The sequence below is a fragment of the Haemophilus parainfluenzae genome, assembly GCF_003252795.1.
GTDB lineage: Bacteria > Pseudomonadota > Gammaproteobacteria > Enterobacterales > Pasteurellaceae > Haemophilus_D > Haemophilus_D parainfluenzae_K.
Genome location: NZ_QEPQ01000002.1, coordinates 1 through 14,893 on the forward strand (window position 1 = coordinate 1; position 14,893 = coordinate 14,893).

Here is a 14,893-nt window from a genome sequence, read left to right on the forward strand (position 1 = left end):
ATCCTGGCGGCGATAGAGCGGTGGTCCCACCTGACCCCATACCGAACTCAGAAGTGAAACGCCGATGCGCCGATGGTAGTGTGGGGCTTCCCCATGTGAGAGTAGGACACCGCCAGGTACTGAATGTGAACCCCGAGCTGAATGGCTTGGGGTTTTTGTTTTTAGATTTGATTTAAATGAAGTAAAAGTGCGGTCAAAATCAGAATAGTTTTATTAAAGATGTTTAAATCTTTTAATGAGAAAATATAGGTGGAATGGTACAATCATCAAAATTTTTTATAGGATAAATAACAAAAATGGCTCGTAAAAAGAAAAGTCGTAAAATTAGCGATATTATGCCAATTCGTAAATCGGATAAGAAACCTGAAGCACCGAAGCTATCAGGTAAGAAATTAACACGTTATGAATTAGACGCTAAAGCAAGAGAAGATAAGAAAAAACGTAAACATAAAGGTTTAGCATCCGGTTCTCGTCATAGTAACGCTGAACAAAATAAAAATAACCAAATCATTGAACAAAAAGATCCGCGTATTGGTAGCCGTAAAAAGGTTCCACTGATTGTTGAATTTGTGAATAAGCCTGAGAAAGGGATGACAATTCCAGCTGTCAAAGAACCGAAAAAACTTGCGCCTGAAGTGGAGTTAGAACGTTTAGAAAATAATGAAATTCTAAATGAATTGTTGGATGCTTTAGATGAAGGCAAAACGATTAGTAAAGCTGATCAACAATTTGTGGATGAATGCTTAGATCGTATTGCTCAGTTAATGGAAGAATTAGGTATTCAAGATGAAGAAGAGACAGAGGATGACCTCTATCGAACCTTCGAGAAGATTGATATCAACCAATTCAGATAATTGTCATGTGGCCGATTATTTTAAGTATTATTGCTTTGGGAATTATTGCTGGCGTATCATTTTATGCCTTTAAATTACTTAGGAAGTTACGCCATCAAAACACTCTCATTAAACAGGCTAAGATAGCACGTACAAAACGCCTAAAAGAGAGTATGGTAATTATCGCTAAAGCGATGCAAAATGGAGATTGCAACCATTCAGAAGGGGTGATTCGTTTATCAATGCTTTTACTCCCTTTTGGACAATCTTTGCAGCCATATCAAGCGATGTATGCACTTTATAACATTGTGCAAGAAATGCCTACGCATGAAGCTCGGAACGCATTGTTAAAAAAAGAAAGAATGAAACTCGATCTTGAGCGAGAAAGTGCGGAAGCAAAATTTGAAAAAGAAATTATGTTGGAGTTACGTCAGTTTTTAAATGACGTAGATAAATTTGGGGAAGCTTAATGTCTGAAATTATTTGGGATCTTGCGTTAATTCAAAAATATAACCAATCAGGACCTCGTTATACATCTTATCCAACTGCATTAGAATTTAATGAAAGTTACACAAACGAAGATTTTATTGCAGCGGCTAATCGTTATCCGGAAAGACCACTTTCCCTTTACGTACACATTCCGTTTTGTCACAAACTTTGCTACTTTTGTGGCTGTAATAAGGTAATTACTCGTCATCAACATAAGGCGGATATTTATCTTGATTACCTTGAAAAAGAAATCAAAGCGCGTTCAGAATTATTCAAAAATCGTGTTGCGACTCAAGTGCATTGGGGCGGCGGTACACCGACTTATTTGACAGAAGAGCAGTCTGCTCGTTTGATGAAGATGCTTAAAGATCATTTTACGATTGCGGATAATGCAGAAGTCAGCATTGAGATGGACCCACGCGAGATTGAACTCGATATGCTTGATCATTTACGCAATATTGGTTTTAACCGAATCAGTATGGGCGTACAAGATTTTAATAAGGCTGTTCAAAAAGCGGTAAACCGTGAACAAGATGAAGAATTTGTAAATGCTTTGCTTGTTCGTGCTCGTGAGTTAGGTTTCCAATCGACGAACCTTGATTTAATTTATGGATTGCCACTTCAAAATGTGGAAAGTTTTATGTTCACATTACATAAAGTGATTGAATTAAATCCAGATCGTTTAAGTATCTTTAACTATGCTCATTTACCAAGTCGATTTGCGGGGCAGGCAAAAATTAAAGAAGATCAATTACCGCCACCGGAAACTAAGTTAGAAATCTTACAGAAAACGATCGAAACCTTAGGTAATGCGGGTTATAAGTTTATCGGTATGGATCACTTTGCTAAACCCGATGATGAATTAGCGATTGCTCAAGAGAAAGGTGTATTACACCGAAATTTCCAAGGCTATACTACTCAGGAAGAATGTGATTTGCTCGGTTTAGGTGTATCAGCCATTAGTTTATTAGGTGATACATATGCTCAAAACCAAAAAGAATTAAAACATTATTATCATGATGTGGAACATTCAGGAATCGCATTACATAAAGGTTTAGCGATGACAGAAGAGGATTGCTTACGCCGTGATGTGATTAAGCAATTGATTTGTAACTTTAAGCTTGATTTTGCACCAATTGAAAAACAATATAATATTGATTTCAAAAAGCACTTTGCCGAAGATTTACAGTTATTACAACCATTACTTGAAGATGGATTAATTTCTGAAACGGAAACAGGCTTACAAGTTTCGCCTAAAGGTCGATTATTAATTCGTAATATTTGCTTATGCTTTGATACCTATTCAAGAGCTGCAGCAAAACGACAACAATTCTCTCGAATTATTTAGTTATATAAAAAACGGTCAAGATATAAGTCTTGACCGTTTTTATTTATTTAGCGATGCTTTCTAGTGCCCATAATTCGCTGAGATTTTCTCTGCGACGAATTAAGTGAGCTTTGTTTCCATCCACTAACACTTCAGCCGTGCGTGGGCGAGAATTGTAGTTTGAGGACATGCTTGCACCATAAGCTCCTGCAGAACGTTGAGCAATATAATCCCCTTCAGCAATAGCTAGCTCACGCTGTTTACCTAGGAAGTCAGAGGTTTCGCATACCGGGCCAACAACATCATAAATGGCTTTTTTACGCCCTAAAGTGCGGTCAATTTCAATGATGTTCATATAAGCTTCATAGAGTGCTGGACGAATCATATCGTTCATCCCAGTATCGGTAATCGCGAAGTTTCGGCTTTCATTACTTTTTAAGTATTGAACTTTCGCCACTAAAATCCCCGCATTCGCCGCGATCGCTCGACCTGGTTCTAGAATAATTTCGAGATCTTCATAATTTTTTAATTTATTTAGCAACGCAGTTGCATAGTCACTAGGGTGAGGTGGCGTTTCATCAGTATAAGTTACGCCTAAACCACCACCGAGATCTAAGTGTTTTAATGTGATGCCATCTTCTTTTAATTGTTCCATTAAACGAATGAGGCGATCAGTTGCATCTAAGAAGGGCTGTAATTCAGTAAGCTGAGAGCCAATATGGCAATCCATACCCGTAATTTTTACATGAGGTAAGGTTGCAGCTAATTTATAGACTTCACGTGCTTCATCTACGCTCACACCAAATTTATTTTCCTTTAATCCTGTGGAAATGTAAGGATGTGTATGGGCATCGACATCTGGGTTTACGCGTAAAGAAATAGGGGCTACTTTGCCCATTTCACCCGCAATCTGATTGATGTGATGTAGTTCCGCAATAGACTCCACATTAAAACAACGAATACCTACTTCTAATGCTCGCATAATTTCTGCGCGAGATTTTGCCACGCCAGAAAAGACAACTTTTGATGCTTCTCCGTCTGCTGCTAATACGCGTTCTAATTCGCCTTGCGAAACGATATCAAAACCAGAGCCTAATTTTGCCATGACATTCAATATTCCAATATTAGAATTGGCTTTAACGGCATAACAAATTAAGTGTGGATGCTTTCCTAAAGCGGAATCAAAGGCATGCCAATGGCGTTCAAGTGTGGCACGAGAATAAATATAAAGTGGTGTGCCGAATTCTTCAGCGAGTTGTTTGACGGGCAAATCTTCAACATAAAGTTGCTCGTTTTTATATTGGAAAAAATCCATGACGAATCCTTTGAGTGCGGTCAGTTTTTATTGTGTTTTTTGTGTGTTTTGAGGTTGTTCTTTTTCAGGGAAATATAATGGCCCTTTTACACCGCAACCTGTCGCTAAAGTACAGAATGCACTGAGTAATAAAATAGAAAGTAATTTTTTCATTTTTCAATCTCTCTAATAAGTAAAATCTGCCTTTGCCAACGAGGCTAAAGGCTTTATAATTCACGGCATTCTATCAGATTTAATCGGAAAATTTTATGAATGTTGCAGAATTTCACCAAAATATTGAACAGGTTTGGCAAAAAATTGAAGAAACGTTAGAGAATCAAGATTGTGATGTGGATTGCGAAACGCAAGGGTCAGTATTTACAATCACATTTGATGATCGCTCACAAATCGTCATTAATAAGCAAGAACCGCTTCTTGAGCTTTGGCTTGCGAGTCGCCTGGGTGGATTTCATTTTGCCTATAAAAACAATGATTGGGTGGCAAATGATGGTAAACGCTTTTGGGATTCTTTAACTGAGGCAGTTGCTGCTCACGGAGAAACGGTAACATTCTAATGGCCGAACTCGCGGAACATGCCCCGCAAAAAACAGACTTAAAAACGACTGCACTTAATACGTTGCGGTCTGTTTTTGGTTACCAATCTTTCCGCAAAGGGCAGGAAGAAGTGATTCATGCTGCATTAAGCGGTCAAGATGCCTTAGTGGTGATGGCCACAGGAAATGGCAAATCCTTGTGTTATCAAATTCCAGCACTTTGTTTTACTGGTCTCACATTAGTGATTTCGCCTTTGATTTCTTTAATGAAAGATCAGGTGGATCAACTCCGAGCAAACGGTATTGAAGCCGATTTTCTAAACTCTAGTCAGACGCCAGAACAACAACAGCAAGTTGAAAATAAGCTGATTTCAGGACAATTAAAATTATTATATGTTTCGCCTGAAAAAGTGATGACAAACAGCTTTTTTCAGCTGATTTCTTATGCTCAAATTTCCTTTATCGCCATTGATGAAGCCCATTGTATTTCACAATGGGGACATGATTTCCGCCCTGAATATACCCAACTTGGCGGGTTAAAAGCGGCGTTTCCAAATGCGCCGATTATGGCATTAACGGCTACAGCGGATTACGCGACAAGACAGGATATTCTCACTCATCTTAAATTAGACCATCCTCACAAATACATTGGCAGTTTTGACCGCCCAAATATTTGTTATACGTTAGAAGAAAAATTTAAGCCAATGGAGCAGCTTACGCGTTTTGTCTTAGCTCAGAAAGGCAAAAGTGGCATTGTGTATTGTAATAGTCGTTCGAAAGTAGAACGTATAGCTGAAACTTTGCGAAATAAAGGGGTGTCGGCTGCGGCATATCATGCGGGAATGGGAACTGCACTGCGTGAACGCGTCCAGCAAGATTTTCAACGAGATAATGTTCAAGTTGTGGTTGCGACGATTGCGTTTGGCATGGGTATTAATAAATCCAATGTGCGTTTTGTCGCCCATTTTGATTTGCCGAGAAGTATTGAATCATATTATCAAGAAACCGGTCGTGCGGGACGAGATGATTTACCTGCGGAAGCGGTGCTTTTCTACGAGCCGGCTGATTATGCTTGGTTACAGAAAATTCTGCTAGAGAAACCAGAGACGCCACAACGTCAAATTGAGCAACATAAATTGGAAGCCATTGGTGAATTTGCCGAAAGTCAGACTTGTCGTCGTTTAGTGTTACTCAATTATTTTGGCGAACATCGTCAAACACCTTGTCAAAACTGCGATATTTGTCTTGACCCGCCAAAGAAATATGACGGTTTAATTGATGCACAAAAAGTGATGTCGACGATTTATCGTGTGGGGCAGTGTTTCGGTGTGCAATATGTGATTGCGGTATTGCGAGGGATGCATAATCAAAAAATTGTAGAACGCCAACATGATAAGTTAAGTGTTTATGGCATTGGTAAAGATAAAAGCAAAGAACATTGGCAATCCGTGATTCGCCAGCTTATCCACCTTGGTTTTATTCAACAAGTGATCGGTGAGTTTAATAGTGCAACGCTTCAGCTCACAGAAAGTGCACGCCCTGTTTTAAAAGGCGAAGTGCCGCTTGAATTAGCGATGCCGCGTATTTCATCCATTAATAAAATTGTGCATACATCTCATAAAAATACGGTGGCAAATTACGATAAAGATCTGTTTGCTCGCTTGCGTTTCCTACGGAAGCAGCTAGCGGATAAGGAAAATATTCCACCGTATATTGTCTTTAACGATGCGACGTTGCAAGAAATGGCGCAATATATGCCAACAAGTAATATTGAAATGTTACAAATTAATGGAGTCGGGGCGATCAAATTAGAACGCTTTGGGCAGCCGTTTATGGCATTGATTCGAGAACACAAAGCGATTTTAGAAAAGGCAGAAAAAGAATAAGTGCGGTCAAAAAACAAAGAATTTTTCGACCGCACTTTTTTCTAGCTGGCACTTACATCTTGTTCATCGCGTAATTGACGATCAAAGACTTGTGCGCAATCATCGGTGCCTGAGCCATACCAAGTGGTATCACGCAATGCTACTTCACCTTTACGGTATTTTTCCACTTCGCTTTTCTTCACCAAATAACCCGTTACCCGAATCAAATCGGTGTTTTTAAGATAAGTGGTGATATAACGGTAACCTTGCGCAAATGAACCATCGATAATATCAACTACGGCATCTAAATGATCCACATAGGTTTGGTCAAAGGCAAACAAATCTCCCGTACCTGATGGGAAGTATTTATGGAATGGCGCCGATTGTTTTAAATGAGCCAATAACGTTGGTTCTTCACCTACACGAATACGATGTGCTGGCGCATTACGTTTATCTTCTTCATGATTGCTTGCACCCACTTGCGCATGTAATAAATAACGGTTACCCGTGCGTTCAGCATACACGCCTTCATGGTTATCCGTGACTTCTTTTAATTTATCCATAATCAAGGTTGCAATTTTATCACCGCGTTGGCTTTTACCAAAGGTTTCGTTTAAGCCTTCTTGTTGCAATAAATGATTTGCTGCATCAGCGAGACCAACAATGGCAAACATCCCTGTAAAATTAGTACGTTTGATAAACCCTTCTTTTTCGAGGAATGAGGTATTGAAGAAGTTGCTTTCTTCCACTACAAATTTATGGCGTTTATCCATTGTGGAAAGTGCACATTTTGCTACGCGAGGTAAAAGCTCATTGACCATTTCATCCACAGTTTTACAGGCGCGAGCGATAGTCCCTAAGCGCAAGCGAGTGAGGGTATAAGCCCCGCCGCATTCGGGCAGTGCGTTATAGCAACTTGCAATACCATATTGTTCGCCTAAGTCAGAAATGTAGTAAGCATCATTGGCAAAAGACGGTTTAGAAACTAATAAGCACGCTTTTGCCGCTAATTCTGCAAATTCACGACTTGTTTTACTTTTATCGTAACGAATGGTCATATTGGGTGTTGGTGCTTCTAGCTCAATCACCGCTTTTAAAATCAAACGCCCTGCTTTGGTGTCATAAGGGCCAATATTGGCATGACAGAATGAATCTGGCACAGTTTTATCCACATGATTTAAGAAACGTTTAATTTTGATGTAGTCTTGTTCTTCATCGGTAATAAACGGATCAAGTAGCATGTCTAAACGCCCAATATAAACTGGAAATGTGGTAATTGATGGCACGTGGGAATATAAAATCAATAAGCCATCTAATACTTCATCAAGATTTTTTGGTGCTGGCAATTCAAGGAATTCACAGCCTTTTTTAATATACACATTGTAATCCGGCAAAATGTAGCGGGGGCGATAAATCGCATAGCCTTCGTTTAAATCACAGATCATTTGATTTTGAAGGAATTGCCATTCTTCATCTGTGTAGCCTAATAATTCACGAGGATCAAATAATCGCTCGGCGATATTGCCTAAACACATGAGTTTTTGTTGATAGGTGAGTGTGTTGGATTTTACGGTATCCAAAATATCTTGAAGAGATGCAAGCATAATCATGTCCTAATTTAAAAGGGTAGCCTATTTTAAGTCAGTGACTGGATGATGACAATTTTGACAATGTGATCTACATCACATTTATGATATTTATCAGTCAATTCGGTTATATCATATGACGTTAAAATGTTTTGGTTTTATGGGGTTTCCCATTATGATGTAAGCGTTAAATATAAATGGGAATAATATGAAAAAAGCACGGGTGATTCCTCACACCAGTTGGACCGCAAAATCGCTATGGTCAGTCGAAGGTAAAACGATGTCGATGCTCTTATTTGCATTGGCAATACTGGGCATTGGAGATGGCTTAATTGTGCTTGCGAATTTAGGCTCTTCACCTTGGACAGTGCTTTCTCAAGGTGTGGCATTACAAGCTGATATCAGTATTGGTTGGGCATCATTTGGGATTAGCTGTTTGGTGATGTTAGCTTGGATTCCCCTTAAGTTAAGATTTGGGCTTGGCACCATTCTGAATATTATCGTGATTGCTTTTTTCCTGGGTTTAACCGTGAAAATGATGCCTGAACCAACCGCACTTTTGAGCCGAATCTTATTCGGTGGAATTGGGCTTTTGCTTTATGGGTTAGGAACGGCATTGTATTTAACCTGTCATCAGGGGGCGGGGCCTAGAGATGGTTTAATGGTAGGACTTTGTCAACGCTTTCATTTAAAAGTAGGGATTGTAAGAACAAGCCTTGAAGTGTCGGTTTGTGTGTTGGGTTATATTCTCGGCGGCACAGTCGGAATAGGTACCGTTGTTTTTGCCGCCGCCATAGGTTGGATTGTACAGTTATGCTTAAACTCAATTGCCCGTTTGCCACATCTTCCGCACGAAGGGGATAATTTCCACTAAGGCATCATCAATCGAAATTAAGCCTAAATTCATTTCGTCTTTCCCTTTTGGCGGGCAGAAAGCAAGGTGTTTATCTGCATCATTAATCGGTTTCCAACGACGAGGCTGAGATGAGCGACTGTTTGGATAGAATCCGATCGTTGGGATATTGAATGCACTGCTTAGATGCAATGGTCCAGTAGAGCCCGCAATGAATAAATCCGCACAAGCCAGTGAGTGAGCAAAATCCACTAATCCTTTATTCTTATCGTACACAACCACATTTGGGTGATCGATTTTTGCCGCTAACTCATGGGCTTTTTCACTTTCACCTGGTCCTGCCGTTAAGATAATCTGACAGTTAAATTCGTTTAATAAACCTTGTATCAATTGAGCATACTGTGTCAGAGAAAGGCTTGTTGCTGAACCACCGGTTCCGCTATGCACAAACACCCATTTTTTATCTCCCGATAAGCCTAATTGTTCTTGAAGAAAAACACGTTGATTTTTAACCGTACTTTCAGGAAGTGAAAGGTAAGGTGGTTTGGGTTCCACAATCGGTATGTTATGTTTCTTTAAGAACGCCCGAGCGAGATCTTGATTGTATTCTGCTTCAGATTTTTCTGAGCGTGAACGGCGTTGTGTTAAACGATGGTTATAAAGGATTTGCACCCATTTTGTTGCGGGGGCAAGACGATAAGGAATCCCACTTTTCCACGCTAATTTACCGTTATGAGTATTGGAAAAGAAGCTAATCATGCTATCAAATTGTTGCTCTTTGATTTCTTTAATAAGACGATTGAAATCGGCTTTATCGTTCTTTACACTGTCAATAATGACATCATCTAAATAGGGGCAGATTTGAGCAAGAGGCGCGGTATAAGCTGGCACAAGTGCGGTCAGTTTTAGCGCAGGATTTGAGGCTTTCAACATCGCAAAAGCAGGGAATGCTTGAACAAAGTCGCCCAGTTTATCGTTACGAATGACTAAAATTTTCATTATTCCGCCTTCTGATGTGTTCGTATTGCAGCATAAAACACAATCGTTAAGAAAAAGTAAAAAATAGTTCCTGAATTATGAACTAAGAAACCTTGGCTTAAGCCATAAATCATCACAGATAAAATATGGGCAACACCTAAAGTGGCTATCAGCTTAACCTCATCGTTCGTGGTGTTTAGCTTTTTCATAAAGGCACGTAGAGGAATAAATAAAACAGCAAGCAAGGCGAGTAATCCGACAATTCCTCGTTTTGAGAGGTCATCTAAATATTGGTTATGGGCATGCGTAAATTGTCCAATGTTACCTGTAGCAATTTTTTCTTCCGTTTCTTGCTTACGTTTTTCTGTTGCACCTTGAATACCCCAACCAAATAAAGGTTTTTCTTTTGCCATTTCAAGTGCACTTTTCCACATTTCAAAACGAGCCCCAAGAGAAGTATTTCCATCATGGTTATCCAAGTAAAGTTGAATATCTTTTTGAGCAACATCAAGGCGTTCCATAATGCGGTTATTTGGCATTTGACTAATACCGATGCTCGCGACCACAATAATTCCAAAGAAAGTCAGGAGAAAACGTTTTGAAAGAGAATGGCGATAAATATAAAGGATAACAATAAGTAAGACGGGTAAGGCAACCCATCCACCTCGAGCGGTGGAAAGCAAACTTCCTACGATGCCACATAAACCACCAATAACACTCAGAGTGGTTAACTTTATGTCTTTTTTCTGATGGGCATAGAGGGCAATTATTAGGCTAAAAATACCTAATGACATAGAAATATCACCACCTTGAATATGCATAATTCGAGGGTTCTGATCCGGATTAAGATTTAAGATAAATTTATCATAAAGTGCTATACATACGGCAATAACACCACCAAGCGGGATAGAATAACTCAAAACACAGGTTTTGATTGGGCATTTTAATAATAGGAGAAAAACGGGAATTAAGAAAATAACACGACTTGCCGTGTCGAGATCACGCATTTTCCCCCCATTAATACTGAGAGAAAGTACAAATGTAAGAAAATAAAAAAGGTAGCTATAAATTAAGTATTTATCAACTTTTGATAAGTTTAAAAGCGGTTTCTTGATTAAAGCATAAATGCTATAACCTAAACCGATTAACATCAGTAGAGCTGGTGCAGCATTATATCCCCCTTTGACAATAAATATCGAAAGGAAGAAAAGCGTTACCGCGAAGTTTATTAGGGTGACGAACCAATTTTGTTTTGTTATTTGCATAGATTATGCTCGATATTTAGGTTATGTAAAATAAAAAACCGCACTAGAAAGTGCGGTCTTATTTTAGTCTATTTTTATGGATTATAAAACATCAACGCAGTTTAAGTCTTCGAAAGATTGCTCTAAGCGTTTAGACATTGATTCTTCCATTTTACGTAACCAAACACGTGGGTCGTAGTATTTTTTGTTTGGTGCATCGGGACCTTCAGGGTTACCTAATTGACCTTGAAGATAAGCTTCATTTGTTTTATAGAAGTTTAAGATACCATTCCATGCAGCCCATTGTGTATCAGTATCGATATTCATTTTGATTGCACCATAGCTAATTGCTTCACGGATTTCTTCGCGGCTAGAACCTGAACCACCGTGGAATACGAAATTGATTGGTTTAGCAGGAAGATTGCGTTCTTTTGCAACGAACTCTTGTGACGCACCTAAAATAGATGGTTTTAATTTTACGTTACCTGGTTTGTAAACACCGTGTACGTTACCGAATGCTGCTGCAACGGTAAAGTTAGGGCTTACAGGGTTTAATTGGTCGTAAACATAAAGCACATCAGATGGTTGAGTATATAAACGAGATTCATCTACATCTGAGTTATCCACGCCATCTTCTTCACCACCGGTGATACCTATTTCGATTTCAAGGGTCATGCCTAATTTATCCATACGAGCAAGGTATTCACGGCAGATTGCCATGTTTTCTTCCATCGGCTCTTCAGATAAGTCAAGCATGTGAGAAGAGAATAATGGACGACCAGTTTCTGCAAAGTGTTTTTCACCCGCTTCAAGTAAGCCATCGATCCATGGAAGTAATTTTTTCGCTGCGTGGTCAGTATGAAGAATAACTGGCACACCGTATTCTTTGGCTAAAGTATGAACGTGTTTCGCACCTGCGATCGCACCTAAAACGTCTGGACGTGCACCGCTTGTTGGTTTGATACCTTTACCTGCGTAGAAAGCTGCACCACCGTTTGAGAATTGGATAATTACTGGTGCTTTCACACGAGCAGCGGTTTCCAATACAGCGTTTACGGAGTCTGAACCCACGCAGTTCACTGCAGGGATCGCGAAGTTGTTTGCTTTGGCATAAGCAAAGATTTTTTGTACATCTTCACCTGTTACTACGCCTGGTTTTACGATATCTAATAATTTAGCCATAGTTGTGTTTCCTTTTGTTTTGGAGGGTTTATCCTCCGTTTGAAGAATCAATATTTATCCCCTCTGTGCAGAGGGGATAGAAAGCATTTAATTAACCGTTCGCACGTTTTTCAAGAATTTCTACTGCTGGTAATACTTTACCTTCAACGAATTCTAAGAATGCGCCACCACCAGTAGAGATGTAAGAGATTTTATCTGCAATACCGAATAAATCGATAGCTGCTAAAGTATCACCACCCCCTGCGATAGAGAATGCATCGCTGTTTGCAATCGCGTGAGAAATGATTTCAGTACCTTTACGGAAGTTAGGGAACTCAAACACGCCAACTGGACCATTCCATAAAACGGTTTTTGCATTTTTGATGATTTCAGCTAATTGTTCTGCAGATTTATCACCGATATCGAAGATAGATTCATCATCTTTCACTTCGGTTACTAATTTTTCTATTGCAGGAGCAGTTTCAGAGAATTCAGTACCAACACGCACATCAACTGGAACTGGAATATCCGTGCTTGCTGCTAATTCTTTTGCTACAGGGATTAAATCTGCTTCATATAATGATTTACCCACATTGTGGCCAGCTGCCGCGATAAAAGTATTTGCAATACCACCACCCACGATAATTTGGTCAGCAATTTTTGAAAGAGAGTTTAATACTTCTAATTTAGTGGAAACTTTAGAACCGCCTACGATCGCAACCATCGGACGAGCAGGTTCTTTTAATGCTTTACCTAATGCATCTAATTCTGCTGCAAGTAATGGACCTGCACAAGCAACTGGTGCAAATTCCGCTACGCCGTAAGTTGATGCTTGTGCACGGTGAGCTGTACCGAATGCATCCATCACGAATACATCGCAAAGTGCGGCATATTTTTTACCTAATTCAGGATCGTTTTTCTTCTCACCTTTGTTTACACGTACGTTTTCTAAAACAACGATTTCGCCTTCTTTAACATCCACACCGTTTAAGTAGTCTTGTACTAAACGCACATTGAAACCTGCGTCTTTTAAGTAATCAACAACCGGTTGTAAAGAGTCTTCAGGTTTGAATTCACCTTCAGTTGGACGACCTAAGTGAGAGGTAACCATCACTTTTGCACCTTTCTCTAAAGCCAGTTTTAACGTCGGGATAGTCGCACGAATACGCGCATCAGATGTCACTTTGCCATCTTTTACCGGTACGTTTAAGTCTGCGCGAATAAATACACGTTTACCTTTTAAATCTAAGTCGGTCATTTTGATTACTGACATAAGCTTTCCTCTTGGGTTAGTTAAAATTAAACGGGGATATTATACCTAGATCTTACTAGGTTGTAACGATGTAGATCAAATAAAAAAGCGAATTATGCTTATTTAGGGCAATCGATTACTTCCCACTGGCGATTGTAACAAATGAATAGTTCATTATGGCTCGCCCCTAAATAAGCGCCTTTTAATTGCGGATTATGTTGCTTCATCCATTGAAATAATTCTTTACGGCTTAATTGTTCGTTTGGCAAGGAAAGCGATTCAAATAATGCTTTTTCTTGTTTGAAATAAGCTTCTGCTGAATCAAAAGCGCAGCTACCGTGTTTTTCCCATTCACCTTGCAATAATTTTGCGCCTGGTGAGATTGAAAGGTAAGGCTCGAGCGTTTCAATTGGAAGCGGCGCTAAATCACCCTTACAAAAACGTGGATGATCCGTAACAGAACGTGCATTCGCATTTTGAGGCCATAAGCCGTGCACTACCCAGCCAAATTGATTTTTTGTACTACATTGATATTGCGCTGAATCAGGTAAATTATTGCCATATTGCGCACGTTGTTTTTCACAGAATGCAGGCGACCAAGATAAGGCCAACATATAGTAATCAACAGGGGCATTTTTATTTTGTCCAATGGCATCATCACGCATGATGACATCATAATTCCCAAAATCTTTGGTGTTTTTGACCGCACTTTGACTTTGTTGTTGTGTGGTTGTTGGGACGGGTTTTGTGTCTTTTTTGTGTTCAGTGAAATATTGCCAAATACTAAATGCGGCAAGGGCAATAAGGGAAAGAGTGGAAACCTGTTTTTTCATAAAAATCCTGTTTAAATTTTGTCAATTTTGCTTTTGTCGGCTATAATTCGCCGCTTTCTCATATAAAGGAATAGTATGGCGTTACTGATCACAAACAAATGCACAAACTGCGATATGTGTCTCCCCGAATGTCCGAATGAAGCAATTTCAATCGGCGAGGAGATCTATGTGATCGATCCTGTACTTTGTACGGAATGTGTTGGTCATTATGACACGCCAACTTGCCAAAAAGTTTGCCCGATTACAAACTGCATCAAGCCAGATCCTGAGCATCAAGAAAGCGAAGAGCAGCTTTGGGAACGTTTTGTGATGATTCACCATTCGGATAAGTTGTAGAATTTACCTGATCTTTTTCTTTTCGTCCAATGACTATGAATAAAACGAAGTTAATTAAAATCGCCATCATTCTGATTTATCTGTTCAGTCCGATTGATATTTTGCCTGAAGCGGTGCTTGGCCCATTAGGTTTGGTGGATGATGCGGCAGCCATTGCCTTATTGATTCGAATTTTATTGAAAAAATAAAAACTTGAATAAAATCAACCGCACTTTGCTTTTCTCATTCTTGCAAAATCCCGTCAATTTCTCTAAACTACGCGTCGGAAAATTTCTTTCCTCATCATTT

16 protein-coding genes and 1 rRNA gene are annotated in these 14,893 nt (G+C 39.5%); 9 read left to right on the plus strand and 8 right to left on the minus strand.

Annotation, left to right across the window (positions count from 1 at the left end):
- Window positions 1-2 precede the first annotated feature (2 nt).
- The 4 genes from rrf to hemN all read left to right on the plus strand — a co-directional run bounded on the left by rrf (window position 3) and on the right by hemN (window position 2,670).
- A 5S ribosomal RNA gene (rrf, locus tag DPV81_RS02430) occupies window positions 3-118 on the plus strand.
- A 178-nt stretch (window positions 119-296) separates the two neighbouring features.
- A complete protein-coding gene (gene yihI, locus DPV81_RS02435) occupies window positions 297-854 on the plus strand; it encodes a Der GTPase-activating protein YihI (protein ID WP_070775900.1) in 558 nt (185 codons plus the stop codon).
- Window positions 855-859: 5 nt separating this feature from the next.
- On the plus strand, window positions 860-1,303 hold the full coding sequence (locus DPV81_RS02440; RefSeq protein WP_111386605.1) for a DUF2489 domain-containing protein: 444 nt from the start codon (window positions 860-862) through the stop codon (window positions 1,301-1,303).
- A complete protein-coding gene (gene hemN, locus DPV81_RS02445) occupies window positions 1,303-2,670 on the plus strand; it encodes an oxygen-independent coproporphyrinogen III oxidase (protein ID WP_111386607.1) in 1,368 nt (455 codons plus the stop codon). Before DPV81_RS02440 ends, hemN begins: the two co-directional genes overlap by 1 nt.
- Before the next feature lie 43 nt (window positions 2,671-2,713).
- Here the strand turns inward: hemN and lysA are convergent, their stop codons facing one another.
- Both lysA and lptM read right to left on the minus strand, forming a co-directional pair.
- A complete protein-coding gene (gene lysA / locus DPV81_RS02450; protein WP_111386608.1) occupies window positions 2,714-3,964 on the minus strand; it encodes a diaminopimelate decarboxylase in 1,251 nt (416 codons plus the stop codon).
- 27 nt (window positions 3,965-3,991) lie between these two features.
- On the minus strand, window positions 3,992-4,117 hold the full coding sequence (gene lptM / locus DPV81_RS09470) for an LPS translocon maturation chaperone LptM (protein ID WP_005697346.1): 126 nt from the start codon (window positions 4,115-4,117) through the stop codon (window positions 3,992-3,994).
- A 95-nt stretch (window positions 4,118-4,212) separates the two neighbouring features.
- Here lptM and cyaY point away from each other — a divergent pair, with 95 nt between their 5' ends.
- Window positions 4,213-4,518 carry an iron donor protein CyaY gene (gene cyaY, locus DPV81_RS02460; protein ID WP_070868500.1) on the plus strand — a complete coding sequence of 102 codons (306 nt, stop codon included), beginning with the start codon at window positions 4,213-4,215 and terminating at the stop codon, window positions 4,516-4,518.
- Window positions 4,518-6,383, plus strand: a complete 1,866-nt coding sequence (gene recQ, locus DPV81_RS02465; protein WP_111386610.1) for a DNA helicase RecQ — start codon at window positions 4,518-4,520, stop codon at window positions 6,381-6,383. Before cyaY ends, recQ begins: the two co-directional genes overlap by 1 nt.
- 41 nt (window positions 6,384-6,424) lie before the next feature.
- On the opposite strand, the gene DPV81_RS02470 is transcribed toward recQ, so the two are convergent.
- The gene (locus DPV81_RS02470; protein ID WP_111386612.1) at window positions 6,425-7,966 is read right to left on the minus strand and encodes a YjjI family glycine radical enzyme; all 1,542 of its coding nucleotides are present in this window, start codon (window positions 7,964-7,966) and stop codon (window positions 6,425-6,427) included.
- Window positions 7,967-8,156: 190 nt separating this feature from the next.
- On the opposite strand from DPV81_RS02470, the gene yczE reads away from it, so the two are divergent.
- Window positions 8,157-8,822 (plus strand): membrane protein YczE, encoded by a 666-nt coding sequence (gene yczE, locus DPV81_RS02475; protein ID WP_111386613.1) that lies wholly within the window; start codon window positions 8,157-8,159, stop codon window positions 8,820-8,822.
- On the opposite strand, the gene DPV81_RS02480 is transcribed toward yczE, so the two are convergent.
- The 5 genes from DPV81_RS02480 to DPV81_RS02500 all read right to left on the minus strand — a co-directional run bounded on the left by DPV81_RS02480 (window position 8,772) and on the right by DPV81_RS02500 (window position 14,269).
- A complete protein-coding gene (locus DPV81_RS02480) occupies window positions 8,772-9,803 on the minus strand; it encodes a glycosyltransferase family 9 protein (protein WP_111386615.1) in 1,032 nt (343 codons plus the stop codon). The two genes, yczE and DPV81_RS02480, sit on opposite strands and share 51 nt — an antisense overlap.
- The gene (locus DPV81_RS02485) at window positions 9,800-11,044 is read right to left on the minus strand and encodes an O-antigen ligase family protein (RefSeq protein WP_111386616.1); all 1,245 of its coding nucleotides are present in this window, start codon (window positions 11,042-11,044) and stop codon (window positions 9,800-9,802) included. The genes DPV81_RS02480 and DPV81_RS02485 overlap by 4 nt, the downstream gene beginning before the upstream one ends.
- Window positions 11,045-11,125: 81 nt before the next feature.
- Entirely contained in the window at window positions 11,126-12,205 is a 1,080-nt protein-coding gene (gene fbaA / locus DPV81_RS02490; RefSeq protein ID WP_111386618.1) for a class II fructose-bisphosphate aldolase, read from the minus strand.
- A gap of 91 nt (window positions 12,206-12,296) precedes the next feature.
- Window positions 12,297-13,457, minus strand: coding sequence for a phosphoglycerate kinase (gene pgk, locus DPV81_RS02495; protein ID WP_111386620.1), 1,161 nt, complete (start codon window positions 13,455-13,457; stop codon window positions 12,297-12,299).
- A gap of 98 nt (window positions 13,458-13,555) precedes the next feature.
- Entirely contained in the window at window positions 13,556-14,269 is a 714-nt protein-coding gene (locus tag DPV81_RS02500) for a ribonuclease T2 family protein (RefSeq protein ID WP_111386621.1), read from the minus strand.
- Between the two features lie 75 nt (window positions 14,270-14,344).
- Here DPV81_RS02500 and DPV81_RS02505 point away from each other — a divergent pair, with 75 nt between their 5' ends.
- Together DPV81_RS02505 and DPV81_RS02510 are read left to right on the plus strand one after the other, a co-directional pair.
- Entirely contained in the window at window positions 14,345-14,605 is a 261-nt protein-coding gene (locus DPV81_RS02505; RefSeq protein WP_014064693.1) for a YfhL family 4Fe-4S dicluster ferredoxin, read from the plus strand.
- Window positions 14,606-14,640: 35 nt separating this feature from the next.
- Window positions 14,641-14,793, plus strand: a complete 153-nt coding sequence (locus DPV81_RS02510; protein WP_005696968.1) for a DUF1232 domain-containing protein — start codon at window positions 14,641-14,643, stop codon at window positions 14,791-14,793.
- Window positions 14,794-14,893: the final 100 nt, after the last annotated feature.

Coding starts and splice junctions, on each gene's coding strand:
- DPV81_RS02500 (WP_111386621.1), bottom strand. CDS start 14,269: ATGAAAAAACAGGTTTCCACTCTTTCCCTTATTGCCCTTGCCGCATTT.
- lptM (WP_005697346.1), bottom strand. CDS start 4,117: ATGAAAAAATTACTTTCTATTTTATTACTCAGTGCATTCTGTACTTTA.
- recQ (WP_111386610.1), top strand. CDS start 4,518: ATGGCCGAACTCGCGGAACATGCCCCGCAAAAAACAGACTTAAAAACG.
- DPV81_RS02510 (WP_005696968.1), top strand. CDS start 14,641: ATGAATAAAACGAAGTTAATTAAAATCGCCATCATTCTGATTTATCTG.
- DPV81_RS02485 (WP_111386616.1), bottom strand. CDS start 11,044: ATGCAAATAACAAAACAAAATTGGTTCGTCACCCTAATAAACTTCGCG.
- DPV81_RS02470 (WP_111386612.1), bottom strand. CDS start 7,966: ATGCTTGCATCTCTTCAAGATATTTTGGATACCGTAAAATCCAACACA.
- cyaY (WP_070868500.1), top strand. CDS start 4,213: ATGAATGTTGCAGAATTTCACCAAAATATTGAACAGGTTTGGCAAAAA.
- lysA (WP_111386608.1), bottom strand. CDS start 3,964: ATGGATTTTTTCCAATATAAAAACGAGCAACTTTATGTTGAAGATTTG.
- yczE (WP_111386613.1), top strand. CDS start 8,157: ATGAAAAAAGCACGGGTGATTCCTCACACCAGTTGGACCGCAAAATCG.
- pgk (WP_111386620.1), bottom strand. CDS start 13,457: ATGTCAGTAATCAAAATGACCGACTTAGATTTAAAAGGTAAACGTGTA.
- hemN (WP_111386607.1), top strand. CDS start 1,303: ATGTCTGAAATTATTTGGGATCTTGCGTTAATTCAAAAATATAACCAA.
- fbaA (WP_111386618.1), bottom strand. CDS start 12,205: ATGGCTAAATTATTAGATATCGTAAAACCAGGCGTAGTAACAGGTGAA.
- yihI (WP_070775900.1), top strand. CDS start 297: ATGGCTCGTAAAAAGAAAAGTCGTAAAATTAGCGATATTATGCCAATT.
- DPV81_RS02505 (WP_014064693.1), top strand. CDS start 14,345: ATGGCGTTACTGATCACAAACAAATGCACAAACTGCGATATGTGTCTC.
- DPV81_RS02440 (WP_111386605.1), top strand. CDS start 860: ATGTGGCCGATTATTTTAAGTATTATTGCTTTGGGAATTATTGCTGGC.